Genomic DNA, 19,614 nt, shown 5'->3' on the forward strand with positions numbered 1-19,614 from the left:
CCTTCAGGGGAGGCGTGCGCTACGCAACCGTTTGCGGCCTCGCAAAGTTTGCGTAGCAAGAACCCGCACCGGCTTACAGGGACACCGCGAATTTCTGACTGCCCCAGGGAAGGGCAGACAGGTTCACAAGGGCACAGGGCGTGCACTGTGGTGGTGTGAGGCCGACCCGGGCAGGGTCGGCACACCCCCACGGTACGGAGCTCCCCCCATGCCCTCCACGCCGCTCCCTTCCTTGTTCCGTCGCGCCGTGCTGGCGCTTGCGCTGCTCAGCGCGCTGCCGGCCTCGGCGACGGACATCGTCACCTTCAGCCGCGGCTCGCTCATCATCCCGGAGAACGCCACCTTCCAGCAGGGCTGCGGCGCGCTGTCGGCCTACGGGCTGGTGTGGCGCATCCTCCAGTCCAACCAGTCGGGCGGGCCCAACGCGGCCAACCCCATCACGGTGTACCTGGCCATCAACGACCAGAAGCAGTCGCCCAACCGGTGCGTGCCCTCCAACCGGCACGTCGCCCCGACCCCGTCCGCCGACTCGAAGTGGAACGACGGCTGCGACTTCACCATCACCAACGCCACCGAGCAGCCGGTGGTGCAGGTGGACTACGGCACCCCGCTCCCCGGCAGCGGCATCTACCCGTACGGGGACGTGCAGGACTTCGCCACGAACAGCGACGACGCGCGCCCGTACTTCGCTGACAAGACGCTGGACAACACCGTCAGCGCCCCGCGCTTCTCCACGGTGCGCTACAGCGGCGGCGCGTTCATCTTCGCCGCGGAGGACGCCCGGCGCGTCATCGACTTCATCCGCGCGGGCAGCGGCGCGCAGTCCCCGGAGAAGTTCCGGACCTCCTGCGGCTGCGGCAACTTCACCAACAACAGCGGCTGCCACTACGTGCGCATGCACCAGGCGACCATCGAGTTCACCGCGCCCATCGCCCGCCGCATCAACCGCACGCCGCCCAAGATTGCGCTGCTGGACCTGGACGAGACGTCTGACGACTCCAGGCCCGGCAACGGCGCCTCGTACGTCAAGGGCGGCATGCTGGACGACTACCTGCGCAACGCGGGCCTGGACTTCCCGGGCGCGGGCGGCTGCCCCGAGGGCACCAGCTCCTACTGCTCGCTCAACGGCGGCCAGCCGGGCCTCATCTACGACGCGCTCCACGCCAACGCGGACCTCATCTCCACCGCCGCGTTTCCCCACGGCCTGCTCAACGCGGTGGACCCCGCCACCCGCAAGCCCCGCTACAAGGTCTTCTGGGCGCCGCACTGGGAGCTCGGCGACAGCAACTACGGCGAGTACCTGGCCAACGGCGACGGCGCCACCACGCAGCGCGAGAACCTGCTGAACAACATCTCCTACTTCGGCAACCAGCGCGGCAACGGCGTCTTCGCCGAGTGCGCGAGCATCAACTCCTACGAGACGACGAAGCGCCCGGACAACACGCCAGTGCTGTCCTCGCGCTTCCAGGGGGCGGGCAACTTCCAGCGCAACCCGCTCGGCGGCCAGAACGACACCTGGGAAGGGCGCAACTGCACGGACCCGGACTACCTGGCCCAGGCCGTGAACCGCCGCGAGGCGTGCATGCTCTACCCGAACCCGGGCGACCCGTTCTCCCAGGTGGGCAACTTCAAGTTCGACAGCGTGGTGGGCCACACGACGAACTACACCGCCACGTACAAGGCGGGCGTCCGGCGGCTCGCGGTGAGCTGGTACAAGTTCCAGAACGGCGAGCGCTACGACAACGCCACGGACGTCGCGGCGAACTCCTCGCGCGGCTCCGACTTCTTCTCCTTCAACCAGAAGGACAATGACCCGGAGAAGGCGACCGTCATCTACCTCGCGGGCCATGACTTCAAGAGCGACGTCGCCGGCACGCGCATCGTGCTCAACACGCTGCTCAACCTGGGCTCCGAGCCGGTGGGCAGCGAGCGCGCGCTGGCGGCGCCGATTGCCTTCGACGACACCAACGGCACCGACGCCAACGGCACGCGGGCCCTGGTGTTCGCGGCCACCTACGACGCGGTGTCGGGCTACCCGCCCGGCGTGGACACGTATGACCCCATCCAGGGCTCGAGCTGGGTGTACCCGTACTTCCCCGGCCACCTGCGCGCGCACTCGCTCATCGGTGGCACCGCGCTGCGCGCGGGGGAGAGCGCCCTGGAGGACGCCACCCTGTGGGACGCGGACGCGATGCTGCCGCTGCCGCGCGCTCGCAACCTCTTCACCTACTTCGGCGGCGAGGTGACGCTGAACCCGAACCTCGGTCCCGGACGGCGCGCGCCGCGCGGGGTGATGCAGGTGGGCTGGAAGCCGCAGGCGGTGGCGGGCACCGCCATCAACAACGCCTACGGCGCGGCGCCCAACCCGAACTGCGTGGACGAAATCAAGCTGGGCCAGGCCACCGCGAAGGACGGCTCGCAGCACTTCGACTTCGTGAAGGGTGCTGACGGCGTGTGTGACTTGCAGCAGGCGGTGCAGTTCACCGCGCAATTGGCGGGCGCGGACTATGGCGTGAGCACGGCGGCCCTCAACAAGGCCGCGCTCACGGCGGACTTCAACAAGGTGGCGCAGCTGCTCCAGCGCGTGCGCGGCTTCTGCTTCGCCACCACCACCGGCACCGACGGCACGGGCGCGCCCATCCTCGAGCCCACCGACAGCCAGTGCAACGACCCGGATGCGGACAACCGCGCGCACCTGGGCGGCTTCGCCAACTCCACGCCCACGGTGGTTCCGCCCAGCCCGGACATTCCGGACCGGGGCACGCCGCGGCCCACGGTGGTCTACGCGGCGGGCCTGGACGGGCAGTTGCACGCCTTCTACGTGTCGGGCGGCAGTGGCTATCAGGGAACCTCGAATCCCCCGGTCGTGCTCAACCCCTCCGCCGACGCGGCATTCTCCACGGACTGGGCCCAGGCCTTCAGCCGCGGCACCCCGCCCCCCGCGGGCACGGAGCTGTGGAGCTTCATGCCGGCCACGCAGCTGCCCTGGCTGCGCAGCAACAACGCGCGCGTGGACAGCGCGCCCATCGTCCGGGACGTCTTCGCGGACTTCGCGGGCACGGGCCGGCGCGAGTGGCGCACGGTGCTGGTGGCCAACGTGGGGAAGACGGGACGCGACTTGTTCGCGCTGGACGTCACCAACCCGCTGAAGCCGGCGCTGCTGTGGCACCTGGTGGGCAGCCACGCCCAGACGGGCGCCTTCCCGCCGCACGCCCCCGTGGGGCTGACGGACCGGGACACCGGCGGCACGCAGTGGACGGTGAAGTGGCACGAGCCCACCTCGGTCTTCAAGCTGGCGCCCCAGGCGGACGTGGGCCGCCTGCCCACCGGCCTCTATGACTACAGCGAGCTGGGCGGCGCGCGCGGCCTGTCCATGGGCCGGGTGCGGCAGGGCATGGAGCCCGCCTACGTCGTCTTCGCCGCGTCCAACAGCTCGGGGGCCTCGGGCTCGCCGGCCAAGGGCATCGAGGTCTTCGCCATCGACGTCGCCAACGGCCAGAAGCTCTGGCAGTGGGAGCAGCCGTACGCGCAGGCCTGGGTGGACAACACCTCGCCCATCGCCCCCACGGTGCTGTCGGATACCGGCGGCGCGGCCCGCGTGTACGTGGGTGACATGGAGGGCCGCGTCTGGGAGCTGGAGGGCGCCACCGGGATGAATGTGAATGTGGCGCGGCTGGGCCCCTCCTGCTCGGACACCTCGCCGTGCAAGTACGCCGCGCTGGACACCGGCTCCACCATGATTGAGCCCCGCCCCATCACCACCAACGTGGCCGTGGCGCAGATGCCCGCGACGATGACGGGCGGCAGCGCGTTCGCCGCCTACCCGGGCGAGTCGCTCGCACTGGTGGGCACCGGCGGCGTCCCGTGGGTTCCCGCCACCACGGCCGGCCAGCTCCACGTCGCGCTGCTGAGCGGCAACCGGCGGCTGCCCATGGGCGTGGGGGGCAACCTGCTGAATGGGACGGCGGTGACGGCGGGCGCGGCCCACAACCTGGCCCTGAGCCAGGGCGTGCTGCAGGAGCCGCCGCCCTTCCCGCTGAGCTTCGCGGGGCCGAAGCACCTCTATGGCGGCATCACCGTGGCGGGCCGCACCGCGTACTTCAGCACCGCCAACGGCGCGGTGAGTGACTTGATGTCGCTGGGCGCGCTCACCACCGGCTCCACCTACCGTTTGGACCTGGGGAACACCTCGACGTCGGCGGCGGCCGCGGCGGTGACGCTGCCCGGTGTGACGCTGGCCAACTACGGCGGCATCGCCGTGTACCACCGCGACACGGGCGCGACGTCCACCGACTACGTGGTGGGCCTGGGCGTGAGCCGCATCTCCAACACCCTCATCAGCAACACCACCAACGCGGGCCCGTCGAGCCCCGACGCCTCCCTGCGCGTCAACGGCCGCGACGGCTGGGTGTTCCGGCTCCTCAACTGGAGCCAGAGGTTCTTCGAATGAGCACGCCCCTGTTCGTCCGGACGCGCCGCGCTCCCGCGCGCGGCTCCAGCATCCTCGAGGTCCTCATCTCCATGGCGGTGCTGGCGATGGTCGCCGCCGGCGCGGTGGGCGGCATGCTGTCCGCCTCGCGCCACGTGCGCGACGGGCAGCTCTTCCAGGGCAAGCGGCTGCTGGCGGAGGCCCGCACCCAGCGACTGTGGCTGGTCAACAAGACGGAATTGGTGCGGCAGGCGGTGCCCTACCCCGGCCAGGACCCGCACACCATCCCGCTCGGCACCGCGCCCTGGCAGGTGGACGTGACGGCCGCGGTGGCCAACGACCCGGGCTCGGGCGCGTACTTCGAGGTGACCGCCACCGGTGAGGTGAAGCCCGCCACCGGGATTCCGTTCGGCACGGCGTGCACCGACACCGCCGTGCCCGCGGGCACCTTCTGCCGGGAAGTGCTCATCACCCGGGGGCTCCGGAGCGGCGCGACGCCGGGCCCCAACTCGGTCCTTCCCACGGGCGCGACGGCCGTCACGGTGTGGACGCGCGTGTGGCGCAAGGGCGAGGACGCCTCGGGCGCCGTCGTGCACAGCGAGGTCTTCGTCCAATGAGCTTCCGCAACCCCTGGCGGGTGTCCGCCTCCCGGCGTGGAATGACGCTGCTGGAAACGCTGATTGTCGTGGTGCTGGCGGCCATCGTCATCGCGGCCGCGACGGCGCTGCTGCTGGCCGGCGGGCGCGTGGTGCACAACACCGAGCACGCGGCGGACAGCCACGACAACTCCCGCATCGCGGCGGAGAGCATCATGAACCTGGTGCGGCAGGCCGGCGCGGGCGCTCCCGGCGGCCTGTGGGTGGCCCAGGGCGGCATTCCCGTGCGCACCAACCCCATCTTCGGGCGCGACGGCACCACCGGCAACGGCACCACCGGCAACGTCACCAACCCCGACGGCAGCGATGACCTGTGGCTCGTGCTGCCGGACCCCAACTACATGGGCGAGCCCTGCTCCATGGTGGGTGGCCAGCCCTCCGGCGCCGCGGTGCCGGTGACACGGGCCGGCACGGGCGCGCTGAGCGTCAACTGCACCGCCAGCCTGCGCGAAGGAGCCCTCCACGTGGCCAGCAACATGACCACGGGCGCGCTGCTGTCCAACGTCCAACTGGTGCCGGAGAACCCCAGCAACCCGGGCGTGGTGAGCTACGCCGAGCAGGGCGTGACGGGCTTCTCCAACGCGCCGGAGAAGGGTGGCTTCCAGAGCGGTGACTGGGTCTACCCGGTGCGGCTGGTGCACTTCTTCCTCGCCACCAACCCGGCGACGGGGCGCTCGGCGCTGTACCGCACGGAGGGACTGGTGGCGCAGGACGCGCTGGGCCGGCCCTACTCGGACGTCGCCACGGAGCCGCAGGTGGTGCAGGACTTCGTGGAGGACTTCCAGGTGGCGTTCGGCTTCGACCTCAGCAACACCGGGGACGCCAAGGACTACACCTGGCAGCACGGCCTGGCGCCCACGTTCGCCGCGGGCCTGCGCACGGTGCGCGTCAGCGTGGTGGCCACCGGCCGCAACCCCCGCCGGGACAGCCAGAGCACCGCCGTGCTGTCCGCCGACAAGCCCATCGACGTGGAGAACCACGTGCGCCCGCCCGCGGTGGTCGCGGACGGCTTCTACCGCAGCCTCTACACGCGCCGCCTGGAGCTGCCCAACCTGGCCGCGGCCAGCCTGTGAGCCCCGCCATGCGCTCTTCCACCTCCCGTCACGCCCGTGGTTCCACCCTGCTCATGGTCATCATCCTGGTGACGGTGCTGATGGGGCTCATCGCCAGCATCCTGGTGTACGCTGGCAAGGAGCGCATCCGCGCCGTGGCCGCCGGCCGCAACGGCCAGCGCCAGAGCTGCGCGGAGAGCGGCCTCCAACTGGCGCGCAGCTACTACGGGCGCAACTTCCAGAACTGGAACGGCTACCTCGCCGCCCCGGCCACGTATGACCCGGTGCGCTCCAGCACCAACGCGAACCCGGCCGACCCGAACACCCCCGCGCTCCAGACGGCGCACCCGGAGCTCTTCGCGGACCTGGACGGCGACGGCAAGCCCGATGTGTTCCTCTACATCCGCGACAACGACGACGAGCTCTACCCGCTGCCCGCCGAGCGCAACCGCGACAATGACCACAACGTGGTGGTGGGCGCCGTCTGCATCTCCAGCACGCTGACGCCCCGCAGTGAGAACACCATTTCCCCCACCCTGCTCGCGCACGAGGGGTTGCTCAGCTACAACGGTGAGAATGCCAACTGCCTCACCTCCAACGGGGGCAACGGCACTGGCAACTGCAACTGAATGACCGGGGCCCCTCCCCGGGGAGACCCTGATGCCCACCGTCGAAGACGCCCTCGCCCTCGCGGTGGAAGCGCACCGCGGCCAGCGGGACAAGGCCGGCCAGCCGTACATCCTCCATCCGCTGCGAGTCATGATGCGGCTGGAGACGGACGCCGAGCGCACCGTGGCCCTCCTCCACGACGTGGTGGAGGACACGCCCTGGACGCTGGAGCGGCTGCGCGAGGCCGGCTATCCGGACGCGGTGCTGCGCGCGCTGGACGCGCTCACCCGCCGCGACGGTGAGACGTACGAGGCCTTCGTCGAGCGCCTGCGGCCGGACGCGCTGGCCCGGCGGGTGAAGCTGGCGGACCTGGAGGACAACATGGACGTGCGCCGCCTCACCGCGGTGACGCCGAAGGACGCCGAGCGCCTGGCGCGCTACCGCGCCGCCTGGAGCCGCCTGCGCGAGCCGTGAGCGCCCCCGCTCGCGAGCCACCGCGTCCCAGCGCCCCGAAACACGACGGCCCGGCGGGTGCCTTTCCAGGCAACCCACCGGGCCGCGTTGCTACGGGTGGCTGACGCCGCTCAGGCCTTGGCCAGCTGGCGCAGCACGAACTGCAGGATGCCGCCGTGGCGGTAGTAGTCGAGCTCGTTCGGCGTGTCGATGCGGCACAGCGCGGTGAACTCCTTGGTGCCGCCCTCGCCCGTGGCCTTCACGGTGAGCTTCTTCTGCGGCGCCAGGTTCTCCGCGATGCCCGTAATCTCGAACTTCTCGTGGCCGGTGAGACCCAGCGACTGCGCGTCCTGGCCCGCCTCGAACTGGAGCGGGAGCACGCCCATGCCCACGAGGTTGGAGCGGTGGATGCGCTCGAAGCTCTTGGCGATGACGGCCTTCACGCCGAGCAGCTGCGTGCCCTTGGCGGCCCAGTCACGGCTGGAGCCGGTGCCGTACTCCGCGCCGGCCAGCACCACCAGCGGCGTGCCCTCCGCCTGGTACTTCATGGAGGCGTCGTAGATGCTCGTCCGCTCGCGGGTGGGGATGTGGACGGTGACGCCGCCCTCCACGCCGGGCACCAGCAGATTCTTCAGGCGGATGTTGGCGAAGGTGCCGCGCACCATCACCTCGTGGTTGCCGCGCCGCGCGCCGTAGGAGTTGAAGTCCTTGGGCTCCACGCCCTCGGCCATGAGGTACTTCGCCGCGGGGCTCGTCTTCGCGATGTTGCCCGCGGGCGAGATGTGGTCCGTGGTGACGGAGTCACCCAGCAGCGCCAGCACGTGCGCGCCCTTGATGTCCTGCGGCGCCTTCGGCTCCTTCGGCAGGTTCTCGAAGAAGGGCGGCTTGCGCACGTAGGTGGACTTCGGCTCCCACTTGAAGGTGGAGCCCTTGGTCACCTGGAGCTGCTGCCAGAGCGCGTCGCCCTCCATGGCGTTGGCGTACTGGCTGCGGAACTGCTCCGGCTTCACGGCGGCGCGGATGGTGTTGCGAATCTCCTCGTCCGAGGGCCAGATGTCCTTGAGGAACACCGGGCGGCCGTTGGGGTCCGTGCCCAGCGGCTCCTTGTCCAGGTCCAACCCCACCTCGCCGGCCAGCGCGTAGGCCACCACCAGCGGCGGGCTGGCCAGGTAGTTCATGCGCACGTGCGGGTTGATGCGGCCCTCGAAGTTGCGGTTGCCGGACAGCACCGCGGCCACCACGAGGTCCGCCTCGGTGACGGCGTTGGCGACGGGCTCGGGCAGCGGACCGGAGTTGCCGATGCAGGTGGTGCAGCCGTAGCCCACCACGTGGAAGCCGACGGCCTCCAGGTAGGGCAGCAGACCCGCGTCACGCAGGTACTCGGTGACGACGCGACTGCCCGGGGCGAGGCTCGTCTTCACCCACGGCTTGGGGTTGAGGCCGCGCTCCACGGCGTTCTTCGCGAGGATGCCCGCCGCCACCAGCACCGCCGGGTTGGAGGTGTTGGTGCAGGAGGTAATCGACGCAATCACCACCGCGCCGTGGCCGAGCTGGTAGCTGGAGCGACCCGCCTTCACGGTGGACGTCTGGGCCAGGCGCTCCGGCGGGACTTCGGCCGCGGGGGCCTTGGCCTTGCCGCCGCCCTCGTCGTCCTCGCCCTTGCTCTTGCCGGCGGCGAGCATCTCCACGAGCGACTTCTCGTAGCCGGACTTCATGTCCTTGAGGGGCACGCGGTCCTGCGGGCGCTTGGGGCCGGCGAGGCTGGGCACCACGGTGGCCAGGTCCAGTTCCAGCGTGTCGCTGAAGAGCGGGTCCGCCGCGCCGTCCTTGCGCCACAGGCCCTGCTCCTTGGCGTAGGCCTCGGTGAGGGCCACGACGTCATCCGGGCGGCCGGTGAAGCGCAGGTAGTTGAGGCTCTCCTCGTCCACGGGGAAGAAGCCGATGGTGGCGCCGTACTCGGGCGCCATGTTGGCGATGGTGGCGCGGTCCGGCAGCGACAGGCTCTTCAGGCCGTTGCCGAAGAACTCCACGAACTTGCCGACCACGCCCTTCTTGCGGAGCATCTGCGTGACGGTGAGCACCAGGTCCGTCGCGGTGGCGCCCGCGGGCAGCTGGCCCGTCAGCTTGAAGCCCACCACCTGGGGAATCAGCATCGTAATCGGCTGGCCGAGCAGCGCGGCCTCGGCTTCGATTCCGCCCACGCCCCAGCCCACCACGCCCAGGCCGTTGATCATCGTGGTGTGGCTGTCGGTGCCCACCAGCGTGTCCGGGTACACGGTGCTGCCCTCGCGGAACGTCACGCGGGCGAGGAACTCCAGGTTCACCTGGTGGCAGATGCCGATGTCCGGCGGGACGACGCCGAAGCCCTTGAACGCGCTCTGGCCCCAGCGCAGGAAGGCATAGCGCTCACGGTTGCGCTCGAACTCCAGCTCCGCGTTCTCCTTGAAGGCCGCCGTGGTGGCGAAGGAGTCGATCTGCACCGAGTGGTCGATGACCAGGTCGGCCGGGTTGCGCGGGTTGATTTTGGCCGGGTCGCCGCCCATGGAGGCGAGCGCCTCGCGCATGGCGGCCATGTCCACCACCGCGGGCACGCCGGTGAAGTCCTGGAGGAGGACGCGGGCGGGGTGGAAGGAGATTTCCACGTCCGGGGTGGCCTTGGGGTCCCAGGCCAGCATCTTCTCCACGTGCTCGCGCTTGACGACGCGGCCGTCCTCGTTGCGCAGCAGGTTCTCCAGCAGCACCTTGAGCGAGAACGGGAGGCGCTCCACCGCGGGGTGGGCCTTCGCCAGTTTGGCCAGGCTGTAGTAGTCGTACGTGGCCGAGCCCACCTTGAGCTGGGACTTCGTGCCGAAACTGTCGGTCATGTGCGTTGCCATCCTTCCGTGCGCGGGATGCGCCGACTTGTAGGCCCGCCTTTGACGCGTTGCAAAGGGTTCCTGCGCGGTCATCCAGGGCCGGACGGTTCCCCCCCGAGGCGTCCAGTCCCGCTCATCGGAACCATGCGCCCCGCTGGGGGAATGACCTCAAAGCATCTTGCGGAAGGCGTACAGCACGCGCTCCAGGGCCCGCTGCCAGAGGGGCCGGCGGCGGAACTCCTCCAGCGTCACCTCGCGGCAATTCCCGCAGTCGGTGCGGAAGGACTCCTCCAGCTGCCGGCCCAGGCGGGGGTCCGCGAAGACGGCGTTGACTTCGTGGTTGAAGGCCAGGCTGAGGCGCTCCAGGTTGAACGAGCCGATGGTGCCCCACACCCCGTCCACCACGGCCGTCTTCGCGTGCAGCACGCCGCGCTGCCACTCGAAGATGCGGATGCCCGAGGCCAGCAGCTTCTCGTAGAAGGCGCGGGTGGCGAACTCCAGGAAGGGGTGGTCGCTGCGGGCGTTGAGGAGCAGGTGCACCTCCACGCCCCGCTTCGAGGCCTCGCGCAGCGCCGCCACCATGCGCCGGTCGGGAATGAAGTACGCGGCGGCAATGAGCACGCTGCTGCGCGCCCGGTGAATCGCATGCAGGTAGGCCCGGTGGATGCTCCGCCGGCTGGACAGCACCGCCAGGCCCACCTGCCCCCGCTGGGGCGCCCGGGGCTTGAAGTGGCGCAGCCCCCTGGCGAGCCGGTGGAAGCGGTCCTGGAACATCATCCGCCACGTGGCCAGGAAGCGCCGCTCCAGCTCGTGCACCGCCGGGCCCTCAATCCGCAGCACGTCGTCCCGCCACGCCGAGCCCTGTCCTTCGGGGGCCCAGTGCGCGGAGATGTTCACCCCACCCGTGAAGGCGACCTCGCCGTCCACCACCAGAATCTTCCGGTGGTCGCGGCGCAGCAGGTGGCGCAGCCCCCGGGCCAGGCTGAAGGGCTTGAAGGCGCGGATGTCCACGCCGCGCGCGCGCAGCCCCTCGAAGAAGCTGCGGCGGCTCGTCCAGGAGCCCACCGCGTCGTAGAGCACCTTCACGTGCACGCCGCGCTCGGCCGCCTCCGCCAGGGCCTGGCCGAACAGCTCACCGACGGCGTCGGTGATGAACATGTACGTCTCGAGCCGGATGTAGCGGCGCGCCCGGCGGATGGCCTCCAGCATGGCCGGATAGGCCTCCACGCCGTCGCGCAACAACTGGCAGGCATTGCCCCGCTGCACGGCGTGGCCGCGCGGCAGGTAGTACCGCGACAGGAGCAGCCCGGAGACGTTCGGGCTCCACACGGGCGGGTGCTCCGGCACCACGCCGTGGGAGTGGGCGCGTACGAGCTCCGCCTCACCGTCGCTCGAAACGCCTGACTGCTCTCTCATCACCTCCGGGTCGCGCATGGCCACCCAACGGTGAGGATGCCCCAGCGACGCGGCAACCCGAGGCCCCAACGCATGCCCGCTCGGCGGGTGACAGCGTTCGTTGGCGGACGGAGCAAGCCCCCGTCATACCGGGCGGGGGCGTTTTCCGCCAACGGGGGACGGGAGACGGTGCGCCGGGGGCGACGGCCCCAGCTCCACTCCCGACGCTACAACCCGTACTCGGAGCGCTTGTTCTCCGCGCGCGTGGCACACGGCTGGTCGTACTCGGGGAAGTACTCCTTCACGTGGTCCAGCGTGGCGGAGGCGGCCTTGTAGTTGCCCTGGTTGTAGTAGCCCTCGACCTCCAGGAGCAGCTTGGCGCAGGTGCGGTCCAGCTCCTGCTGCGCCGTCTTCATGCGCTCCTGCGCGTCGAAGTAGAGGTCCGGCTTGGGCTCCGGGTGGGCCTCCAGCATCAGCCAGGACTCGCGGAAGGCCTTCCAGGCCTCGTAGCGGTTGCGCGCGCCGATGTCCGGCGTGTCGAAGTACTTCCGGCCGCGCTTGAAGGACTCGGTGGCCTTCTGCGCCAGTTCCTCCGGCAGCAGGTCCGGCAGCAGCGCGCGCTCCACCCACACGTTCCAGATGACCCAGGGCTCCTCGCCCGGCGGGTTCTTGGTGTTGTCGAAGATGATGCGGTTGGGCTCGCCCTTCTTGAGGTTCGGGGCGGGAATCATCAGCTCCAGCGGACGGTCCTGGCTGGCCAGCGTGTCGGGCGGCACCTTGCCCACGTCCACGCCGTTGACGCTCACCACCACCTCGTCCTTGGAGATGCCCTGCGCCTGGTAGTGGAGGATGACCACCGCCTTGGTGGCGGCGGTGTATTCCCAGGAGAAGACCTTCATGTCCGCGCGCTCCCACGTCACGCCCGGCCCCAGGCCGAACGAGTCGCGGATGGGCTGCGAGCCGAGCATGGCGGGCTCCTCGCCCTTGTGCTGCGTCTCGCCGTCGCTGAGCACCAGCCAGTAGAGCAGGCCGAAGATGCCGAGCACCATCGCCGCGCCACCGCCGAGGATGCCGCTGCGGATGGCCGGAGTCGCATCCGCCCAGAAGAGCTTCGCGCTGGCGATGACGCCGGGGGACTCGCGGCGGATGCGGGCACGGTCGGCCGCGGACAGGCCACCGGCCGCGGGCTGGGGGCCCGTCGCGCGGGCCCGCACGGGGACGTTCGTGGACGAGGGCGGACGGCGCGGGGCAGGCGCCGACGGGGCCGCGCGCTCGATGGCGGCCTTGGGGCCCGAGGCGCGGGGCGGGGCCTGCGGCGCGACGGCGGGGCGCGAGCCGGACTGAGTCCCCGAGACGGGGCGCAGCGCCCGGAGGTTGTGGCGGGTGGCGCCCTGGCGCAGCTCCTCCAGCTCCTCCTCGTCCGCGCCCTCCGGCGCCAGCGCCACGCCCTTGTTGCGCTGACGCTTCACCGCGTCCACGGAGACGATGCGGGTGCTGTTGGCGCCTTCCTGCGCGCCAGCGGGAATCTCCTCCTCACCCGTGGACGGCTCGTCCGTCATCATCACGAAGACGAACGTCACCGGCCCGAGCGTCAGCTTGTCGCTGTCCTCCAGCACCTGCGTGGTGACCGGCGAGCCGTTGACGAGTGTCCCGTTGGCACTGCCCTGGTCCTCGACGGAGTAGGTCTCTCCATCGAGGAAGATGCGGCAGTGCTTGCGGGAGACACCCGGGTCGAACAGTGCGACGTCGCAGTCCGTCGAACGGCCGATGAGGACGGAGTCCTGATCGAAGACGAACTCCTTGCCGGCTTCTCTACCCTCGGAGATCGTCAGCTGGAAAGGCATGGGGGCCTATTATCCTACCGAGGCACGCGCCGCCCGGGCAACGGCGGCCCGCGCGCTGGCCGGTTCCATGACCTGGGCCTCGCCGCCGAAAGACAGCACCCACTGGGTAAGCCAGCGCTCGCTGTCGCCTGCCACCAGCACCTCCACGCCCCCGTCCGCGAGCGGGCGGGCGTCCCGGCCGAAGCGCTCCTTCACATAGGGGGCGGCCACCGGGGAGAAGCGCACGCGCACGGACACCTCCGTGCGGCTGCGCGCCGGGTTGGGCACGTCCGCCCGGGCGTCCGGCGGGGGGAGGAAGGCGGTATCCGTGACGGCGATGTCCTCCATCCGGTCCAGCCGGAACAGGCGCGCGTCCTGGCGCATGTGGTCGAAGCCCTGGAGGTACCACTGGCCGCGGTGGCTCAGCAGCTCGTATGGCCGCACCCGGCGTGACTCGGGCGCGCGGCCCGGGGTGGCATAGGCGAAGGTCACCTCCAGCCGCTCGATGATGGCGCGGGTGAGGGGCGCCAGCGCCTGGGGCGCCTCCGCCGAGGCGTCGATCTTCCGGTACATCTCCCGGTAGCGCTCGCGGGTGGAGGGCGGGAGGATGCGCTCGAGCTTCTGGAGGGCGCTCTGCAGCGCGTCCCCCGCGGCCGGGCGGAGCAGCTCCGCCGAGGCGGCCAGGGCCGCGGCCTCGCCGGGGGTCAGCCGGGGCGGCGCGAAGAGGCGCTGATCCAGGTCCACGTAGACGCGGTCATTGTCCACGTAGATGTCGATGTAGTCGTCCGGGTTGAAGGGCGGCCGGCCCACGCAGGTGAGCAGGTCCAGCTCCTCCAGCAGGTCCTCCCGGCTGATGTTGAGCGCCTTCGCGAGCGCCTCCACCGTGACGCCGGGGTGCTTGGAGACGTAGGGGACGAGGAACAGCAGGCGGCGGAGCCGCTCATGGACGTTGCTCATGCGCTCACCGTTTCCTGCGGGTCCTCGTGGCGCACCAGGATGCGCGTGGCCATGTCCTTCAGCCGCGCCTGGGCGCTCTCCGGGCCCTCCACGCGGCAGTCCGGCCCCAGCGCCAGGCAGAAGCGCACCAGGCCGTCCAGGAACGACACCCGCAGGCGGGCGCGCACCACGCCCTCCTCCGCCGGCTCCAGCATGGCGCCGGGCAACAGGCTGCCGGCGCGCGAGGCGAGCGCGCCCGACAGGCGCAGCACCACCTCCACCGGCTCGTGGAAGCGGTGCTGCCACGGGAAGTACGCCACGTGGGCATCCAGCGTGAAGTCCTCCGGCACCTGGAAGTCCGGCGTGCGCGGGCGGGCGGTGTTCACCTTCAGCTCGCGGACGCGGTGCACGTGGAAGGTCCGCAGGCCGCCGCGCAGGTGGCAGTGGCCCACCAGCGTCCACACGCCACGGCGCAGGGCCAGGCCATACGGGTCCACCTTGCGCTGCGTGGTGGTGGGCTGCTTCGGGCTGGCGTACGTCAGCTCCACCCACTTGCGCGAGGCGCACGCGTCCCAGAGCTGCTCCAGGCGGGCGGAGACCTCCTTCTCCTCGCCCTCCTGCACGGCGCCCAGCTCCATCCGCACGCGGGGCGTGGGCAACGACTCGCCGGCGAAGAAGCCAATCTTGCGCAGCGCATGCGCCAGGTCGTCCCGGCCGGGGAAGGCCCCCGAGGCGAGCGCGGCGGAGCCGGCGGCGTACAGCACGGCCAGCTCCTCCTTGGTGAGGTCCGCCTCCGGCAGGTAGTAGGCGTCGCGGTCGACGATGTAGCCGTCCCTCCGCTCGTCGTCGCCCTGCACGTAGGTCAGCGGGAAGCCCAGCTCCACCAGCTCCGCCTTGTCGCGCTCGAACTTGCGCTCGGCGGCGTCGTCAGAGCCGCCGTAATCAGCGGGGAAGTGCTCGCGCAGCTCGGCCCAGGAGATGGGCTCACGCGCGTCGAGCAGAAGGGCCACGAGGTCGAGGATGCGTTCGGTGCGTTCCATTCGGAAGGTCGGCCACGATGCCGGGCGGACCCGGGCAGGTCAATTCGCTGGACGTGATGAGGGGAAACAGGCGGCGCGTCCGCCCGCGTCCGGTCGGATATCCGGACTTAACTGAACAGACAAGCAGGTAATCGTCTGTATGCCTGAAGGTCCTCAGCCCGGAAGAAGACAACCCGGGACGGGGGGCTCGCACTCGGGGCGCGACTGGGATATTCCTGGGACGTCTGAAGATGTGAGAAGCACCGGTGGCAGGCGGTGGCCGGCCGGTCGCTGCGCGGCCGACGCAGCGAGGGTGCTTCGAAGGGACCTCACCATGGGCCGCACCTCCATCGTCCGTAACATGGTTGCCGGACTGGCGCTGCTGGTGGGGCTGTGCTCCGTTGTGAGTCCCGCCGCAGCCAGGGCCGAGCCGCTCTACTTCGCGGTCGAGGTCCGCCGTGAGGGCCGCGTGGTGGCCACCCCGAAGCTGCTGGGCGAGACGGGCCGCACCCTGCGCGCCGAGCGCCGCCGCCCGGGTGCGCCGCTTCCCGACTACCGCCTGGTCCTCACCCCGAAGGCCGCGGGCGACTCCTTCCTCCTCCAGCTGGACCTGCAGCTGCCGGAGGCCACGGGGCACTCCGAGCTGGCCCTCCTCCACGGGCAGGAGCGCAAGCTCCAGCTCGGCCGGGTGCCGGGCGAGCTCGAAGTCCACCTGCTCCTGATGAAGGTGGACTCGCCTGAGTTCCGCGCGCTGATGCAGCTGGGCGAGGACTCCGACAAGGGCTCCTCCACCTCCTCCATCTAGCGAAGGCGCCCTGCCCCGCCGTCGCCTAGAGCACCGCCAGATCGTCACGGTGCACCGCCTCGTCCAGGTAGCGGTAGCCCAGCACCGCCTCGATGTCCCCCGTGCGCCGGCCCGCGATGCGTCGCAACTCATTCGCGTCGTAGGCGGCGAGGCCCCGGGCGAACACGTCGCCGGACTCGTCGGACAGGTCCACCGGGTCTCCCCGGCCGAAGTCTCCCTCCACGCCGCGCACGCCACTGGGCAGCAGGCTGCGCTTGCCGGTGACGATGGCCTCGCGTGCTCCCGCGTCCACGGTGATCCTCCCCCGGGGCCGCAGGGCATGCGCAATCCAGGCGGCCCGGGCGCTGCGACGGCTGCCCATGGGCTCGAAGAGGGTGCCCACCGGCTCGCCCTCCAGCACCTGCCGCAGGCGGCCGGGCACGGCGCCGGACGTAATCACGCAGCGGATGCCGGACTCGGTGGCCCGCGCGGCGGCGCGCACCTTGGTGGCCATGCCGCCGGTGCCCACGCCGCTGGTGGTGCCTCCGGCCAGGGCCAGCACCTCGGGCGTCACCTGCTCCACCGCGAGCATCAACTCCGCGCCTTCGTCCTGGCGCGGGTCGCCGGTGTAGAGCCCCTCCACGTCCGAGAGGAGGACGAGCGCCTCGGCCTCCACCACGCCGGCCACCAGCCCGGCGAGCGTGTCGTTGTCGCCGAACTTCAGCTCGTCCACGGACACGGTGTCGTTCTCGTTGATGACGGGCACCACGCCCGCGGCCAGCAGCCGCTCCAGGGCGTGCTTCACGTTGAGGTACCTGCGCCTGTCTTGAACGTCCTCGTGCGTGAGCAGCACCTGCGCCACCGCGCGCCCCGCCCCGCTGAAGGTCTCCTCGTACGCCTGAATCAGCCGGCTCTGCCCCACCGCCGCGCAGGCCTGCTTGCCGGGAATATCCTTGGGGCGCGCCGGCAGCCCCAGCCGCTCCACGCCCAGTGCAATCGCGCCGCTGGAGACGACCACCAGCTCGCGTCCCTTCGCGGCCCACAACAAATCCCGGCCCAGCGCATCGAAATGGTCGCGGTTGAAGCGCCCGGTGGCGTTCGTCAGCGCGTTGGTGCCGATCTTCACCACCACGCGACGGGCGGCTCGCAGGGCGGTGCGGCCAGCGGAAATCGGACTCACGTCCGGCAGCGTAGGTCAGAAATGGAAGAAACGCGCGTCAGCCGTGCGTTCACACCAGTCACGGTTTTCGGAACGAACCGCGACATGAAACCCACCGCACGGGTGGCCATATAGAGTTCCGGATGCGTGGGGGCCCGGAGGCCTCCGCCAGGAGAGACGGTTTGAAGGAAATCTACGGCAACACCCTGGGCCTGAAGTCGAGCGAGCAGCACCGGCTGCGAAACACCTTCCGGCGGCGTGTGTCGCCGCACGAAATCGTGTCGCCCGAGCTTGCCCGCCACCTCACCGAGCTGTCGCGTGAGACGAACCGGCAGGTGGGTGTGCTCATCAACCGCAAGGGCGAAATCGAGCATGTGGTGGTGGGCAACGCGCACAAGCTGGAGCTGCCGGACATCGGCCGCGCCCGCGCGGGCCAGATTCGTCTGCGTGGCCTTCGCCTGGTCCACACGCACCTCAAGAGCGAGCCCCTGACGAAGGACGACCTGACGGACCTCGCGCTCCTGCGCCTGGACTGCGTGGCCGCCATCGGCGTGGGCGAGGAGGGCCTGCCCGGCGTGCTCCACTACGCGTACCTCGTGCCGGAGAACGGCACCGGGGAGTTCTGGCACGTCAGCACGCTGCCCTCCGTCCACGGGGAGCAGCCGGACCTGACAGACACGCTGGGCGCGCTGGAGGAGGAGTTCAACCGCAAGGCGGCCGCCCGCACCGTCGGGGGCCGGGAGAAGGCCATCCTCGTGGCGGTGTGCCTGGACGGCAACCGCGGCAAGGCGGAGGCCAGCCTCGCGGAGCTGAAGGAGCTGGCGCGCACCGCGGGCGTGGAGGTCATCGACAGCGTGCTCCAGGTGCGCCGCGAGGCGGACCCGCGCTACCTCATCGGCCGCGGCAAGCTGGAGGACCTGAACCTGCGCTCCATGCAGTCCATGGTGGACCTGCTCATCTTCGACAAGGACCTCACCCCGTCGCAGGGGCGCCACATCGGCGAGGCCACCAGCCTCAAGGTGCTGGACCGCTCGCAGCTCATCCTCGACATCTTCGCGCAGCGCGCGCAGAGCGCCGAGGGCAAGCTCCAGGTGGAGCTGGCGCAGCTGAAGTACCGGCTGCCCCGGCTGGTGCAGAGCGACGACTCGCTCAGCCGGCTCGCGGGCGGCATCGGCGGACGAGGCCCTGGCGAGACGAAGCTCGAAATCGACCGACGCCGGGTGCGCGACAGGATTACGAATCTGGAGAAGCGCATCGACGCCGTCAGCCGCGAGCGCAGCGTGCGGCGGGCCCAGCGCAACCGGCGAGAGCTGCCGGTCATCTCCATCGTCGGCTACACCAACGCGGGCAAGTCCACGCTGCTCAACGCGATTACCAACGCGGAGGTGCTGGCGGAGGACAAGCTGTTCGCCACGCTGGACCCCACCAGCCGGCGGCTGCGCTTCCCGCAGGAGCGCGAGGTCATCATCACCGACACGGTGGGCTTCATCCGCGATCTGCCCAAGGACCTGGTCGCGGCCTTCCGCGCCACGCTGGAGGAGCTGTACGACGCCAGCCTGCTGTTGCACGTGGTGGACGCGGCGGACCCGAGCCAGGACGACCAGGTGGAGGCGGTGGAGAACATCCTCGAGTCGCTGGGGTTGATGGAGAAGCCGCGCCTCATGGTGTGGAACAAGGCGGACAAGCTGTCGCCGGAAGAGGTGGAGTCGCTCTTGCGGACCCGGGGTGGCGTGGCCATCAGCGCGGCGACGCGCGAGGGCCTGGCGTCACTGCTGGCCAAGGCGGACACCACGCTGTTCGCCGAGGGTGCCACCGAGGCCATCGGCGCCGTCTGACGCGGCCTTCACGGTATCGAGTCGACCGCGGCCCCGGTGCTCCTCCCACGAGAGGGCGCCGGGGCCGCGGCGCGTGTCGCGGCGGGTTGCGGCAGAGGTGGGCTCCCCCTAGAGTCCGGGCCGTGGCGATGACCTCTCCGTCGATGATGCTGTTGAACGTCCTGCTCTCGCAGCAGCCCGCTTCGGACTACGCGAAGCCGGACTCCTCCCTGTCCCCGAGCTACTTCGAGGTGCTGGAGCAGAACAGCCACATCGTCTACCCCGCGCTGGCGGTGCTGACGCTGGTCATCATCGCCGCGGGCATCCTCCAGGCGTGGCGGACGCAGGACCTGGACGGCCTCCAGAAGAACGAGTTCAAGCGCGCCATCGTCAACGAATTGCGCCGCAACATCAGCGGCATGCCCGGTGACATGCTGGCGAAGTCCGTGGGGCTGGACCGGTTGAAGACGAACCGGCTGCTGGAGCAGATGCAGCAGGAGGGCCTGGTGGTGAGCCACACCAACTCCCAGCGGCTCACCGTCTGGCGCATCCGTGGCGCGGCGCCCGAGCCGAGCGTGCGGAAGTACTGACCACGCCTCAGGTGGCTCCCGCTTCACCCCGTGCGCGTGC

At 70.6% G+C, this 19,614-nt stretch carries 14 protein-coding genes; 8 read left to right on the forward strand and 6 right to left on the reverse strand.

The features are described from left to right. The first annotated feature begins 208 nt into the window (after positions 1-208). Genes OV427_RS11870 through OV427_RS11890 form a run of 5 tightly spaced genes read left to right on the forward strand, consistent with a single transcriptional unit; the run spans position 209 to position 7,220 of the window. Complete coding sequence (locus tag OV427_RS11870) at positions 209-4,450, forward strand: hypothetical protein (RefSeq protein ID WP_267856191.1); 4,242 nt, start codon at positions 209-211, stop codon at positions 4,448-4,450. After that, positions 4,447-5,046, forward strand: a complete 600-nt coding sequence (locus OV427_RS11875; protein WP_267856192.1) for a PulJ/GspJ family protein — start codon at positions 4,447-4,449, stop codon at positions 5,044-5,046. Before OV427_RS11870 ends, OV427_RS11875 begins: the two co-directional genes overlap by 4 nt. Next, on the forward strand, positions 5,043-6,158 hold the full coding sequence (locus OV427_RS11880; RefSeq protein WP_267856193.1) for a PilW family protein: 1,116 nt from the start codon (positions 5,043-5,045) through the stop codon (positions 6,156-6,158). Before OV427_RS11875 ends, OV427_RS11880 begins: the two co-directional genes overlap by 4 nt. A gap of 8 nt (positions 6,159-6,166) precedes the next feature. Then, a complete protein-coding gene (locus OV427_RS11885) occupies positions 6,167-6,766 on the forward strand; it encodes a hypothetical protein (protein WP_267856194.1) in 600 nt (199 codons plus the stop codon). Between the two features lie 31 nt (positions 6,767-6,797). After that, the gene (locus OV427_RS11890) at positions 6,798-7,220 is read left to right on the forward strand and encodes an HD domain-containing protein (protein WP_267856195.1); all 423 of its coding nucleotides are present in this window, start codon (positions 6,798-6,800) and stop codon (positions 7,218-7,220) included. A gap of 110 nt (positions 7,221-7,330) precedes the next feature. Here the strand turns inward: OV427_RS11890 and acnA are convergent, their stop codons facing one another. The 5 genes from acnA to OV427_RS11915 all read right to left on the reverse strand — a co-directional run bounded on the left by acnA (position 7,331) and on the right by OV427_RS11915 (position 15,248). Then, positions 7,331-10,063, reverse strand: a complete 2,733-nt coding sequence (gene acnA, locus OV427_RS11895; RefSeq protein ID WP_267856196.1) for an aconitate hydratase AcnA — start codon at positions 10,061-10,063, stop codon at positions 7,331-7,333. A 159-nt stretch (positions 10,064-10,222) separates the two neighbouring features. Then, on the reverse strand, positions 10,223-11,470 hold the full coding sequence (locus OV427_RS11900) for a phospholipase D-like domain-containing protein (RefSeq protein WP_267856197.1): 1,248 nt from the start codon (positions 11,468-11,470) through the stop codon (positions 10,223-10,225). 206 nt (positions 11,471-11,676) lie between these two features. After that, positions 11,677-13,293, reverse strand: coding sequence for an FHA domain-containing protein (locus tag OV427_RS11905; RefSeq protein ID WP_267856198.1), 1,617 nt, complete (start codon positions 13,291-13,293; stop codon positions 11,677-11,679). A gap of 9 nt (positions 13,294-13,302) precedes the next feature. After that, the gene (locus OV427_RS11910; RefSeq protein ID WP_267856199.1) at positions 13,303-14,229 is read right to left on the reverse strand and encodes a helix-turn-helix transcriptional regulator; all 927 of its coding nucleotides are present in this window, start codon (positions 14,227-14,229) and stop codon (positions 13,303-13,305) included. Further along, positions 14,226-15,248 (reverse strand): helix-turn-helix transcriptional regulator, encoded by a 1,023-nt coding sequence (locus OV427_RS11915; protein WP_267856200.1) that lies wholly within the window; start codon positions 15,246-15,248, stop codon positions 14,226-14,228. Before OV427_RS11915 ends, OV427_RS11910 begins: the two co-directional genes overlap by 4 nt. Before the next feature lie 313 nt (positions 15,249-15,561). Between OV427_RS11915 and OV427_RS11920 the strand changes: the two genes are divergently transcribed. Then, positions 15,562-16,032 (forward strand): hypothetical protein, encoded by a 471-nt coding sequence (locus OV427_RS11920; protein ID WP_267856201.1) that lies wholly within the window; start codon positions 15,562-15,564, stop codon positions 16,030-16,032. 25 nt (positions 16,033-16,057) lie between these two features. On the opposite strand, the gene proB is transcribed toward OV427_RS11920, so the two are convergent. Then, on the reverse strand, positions 16,058-17,191 hold the full coding sequence (gene proB, locus OV427_RS11925) for a glutamate 5-kinase (RefSeq protein ID WP_267856202.1): 1,134 nt from the start codon (positions 17,189-17,191) through the stop codon (positions 16,058-16,060). Positions 17,192-17,352: 161 nt separating this feature from the next. Here proB and hflX point away from each other — a divergent pair, with 161 nt between their 5' ends. After that, the gene (gene hflX, locus OV427_RS11930) at positions 17,353-19,005 is read left to right on the forward strand and encodes a GTPase HflX (protein ID WP_267856203.1); all 1,653 of its coding nucleotides are present in this window, start codon (positions 17,353-17,355) and stop codon (positions 19,003-19,005) included. Between the two features lie 128 nt (positions 19,006-19,133). Continuing rightward, on the forward strand, positions 19,134-19,574 hold the full coding sequence (locus OV427_RS11935) for a hypothetical protein (RefSeq protein ID WP_267863414.1): 441 nt from the start codon (positions 19,134-19,136) through the stop codon (positions 19,572-19,574). Positions 19,575-19,614 lie beyond the last annotated feature (40 nt).

It is taken from the genome of Pyxidicoccus sp. MSG2, assembly GCF_026626705.1.
In the GTDB taxonomy this organism is placed as follows: domain Bacteria; phylum Myxococcota; class Myxococcia; order Myxococcales; family Myxococcaceae; genus Myxococcus.

Excerpts from the sequence above, each read along its gene's own strand:
- acnA (WP_267856196.1), bottom strand. The coding sequence starts at position 10,063 with ATGACCGACAGTTTCGGCACGAAGTCCCAGCTCAAGGTGGGCTCGGCC.
- OV427_RS11890 (WP_267856195.1), top strand. The coding sequence starts at position 6,798 with ATGCCCACCGTCGAAGACGCCCTCGCCCTCGCGGTGGAAGCGCACCGC.
- OV427_RS11885 (WP_267856194.1), top strand. The coding sequence starts at position 6,167 with ATGCGCTCTTCCACCTCCCGTCACGCCCGTGGTTCCACCCTGCTCATG.
- OV427_RS11900 (WP_267856197.1), bottom strand. The coding sequence starts at position 11,470 with ATGAGAGAGCAGTCAGGCGTTTCGAGCGACGGTGAGGCGGAGCTCGTA.
- OV427_RS11920 (WP_267856201.1), top strand. The coding sequence starts at position 15,562 with ATGGGCCGCACCTCCATCGTCCGTAACATGGTTGCCGGACTGGCGCTG.
- OV427_RS11935 (WP_267863414.1), top strand. The coding sequence starts at position 19,134 with ATGACCTCTCCGTCGATGATGCTGTTGAACGTCCTGCTCTCGCAGCAG.
- OV427_RS11870 (WP_267856191.1), top strand. The coding sequence starts at position 209 with ATGCCCTCCACGCCGCTCCCTTCCTTGTTCCGTCGCGCCGTGCTGGCG.
- OV427_RS11875 (WP_267856192.1), top strand. The coding sequence starts at position 4,447 with ATGAGCACGCCCCTGTTCGTCCGGACGCGCCGCGCTCCCGCGCGCGGC.
- OV427_RS11915 (WP_267856200.1), bottom strand. The coding sequence starts at position 15,248 with ATGGAACGCACCGAACGCATCCTCGACCTCGTGGCCCTTCTGCTCGAC.
- OV427_RS11905 (WP_267856198.1), bottom strand. The coding sequence starts at position 13,293 with ATGCCTTTCCAGCTGACGATCTCCGAGGGTAGAGAAGCCGGCAAGGAG.
- OV427_RS11880 (WP_267856193.1), top strand. The coding sequence starts at position 5,043 with ATGAGCTTCCGCAACCCCTGGCGGGTGTCCGCCTCCCGGCGTGGAATG.
- OV427_RS11910 (WP_267856199.1), bottom strand. The coding sequence starts at position 14,229 with ATGAGCAACGTCCATGAGCGGCTCCGCCGCCTGCTGTTCCTCGTCCCC.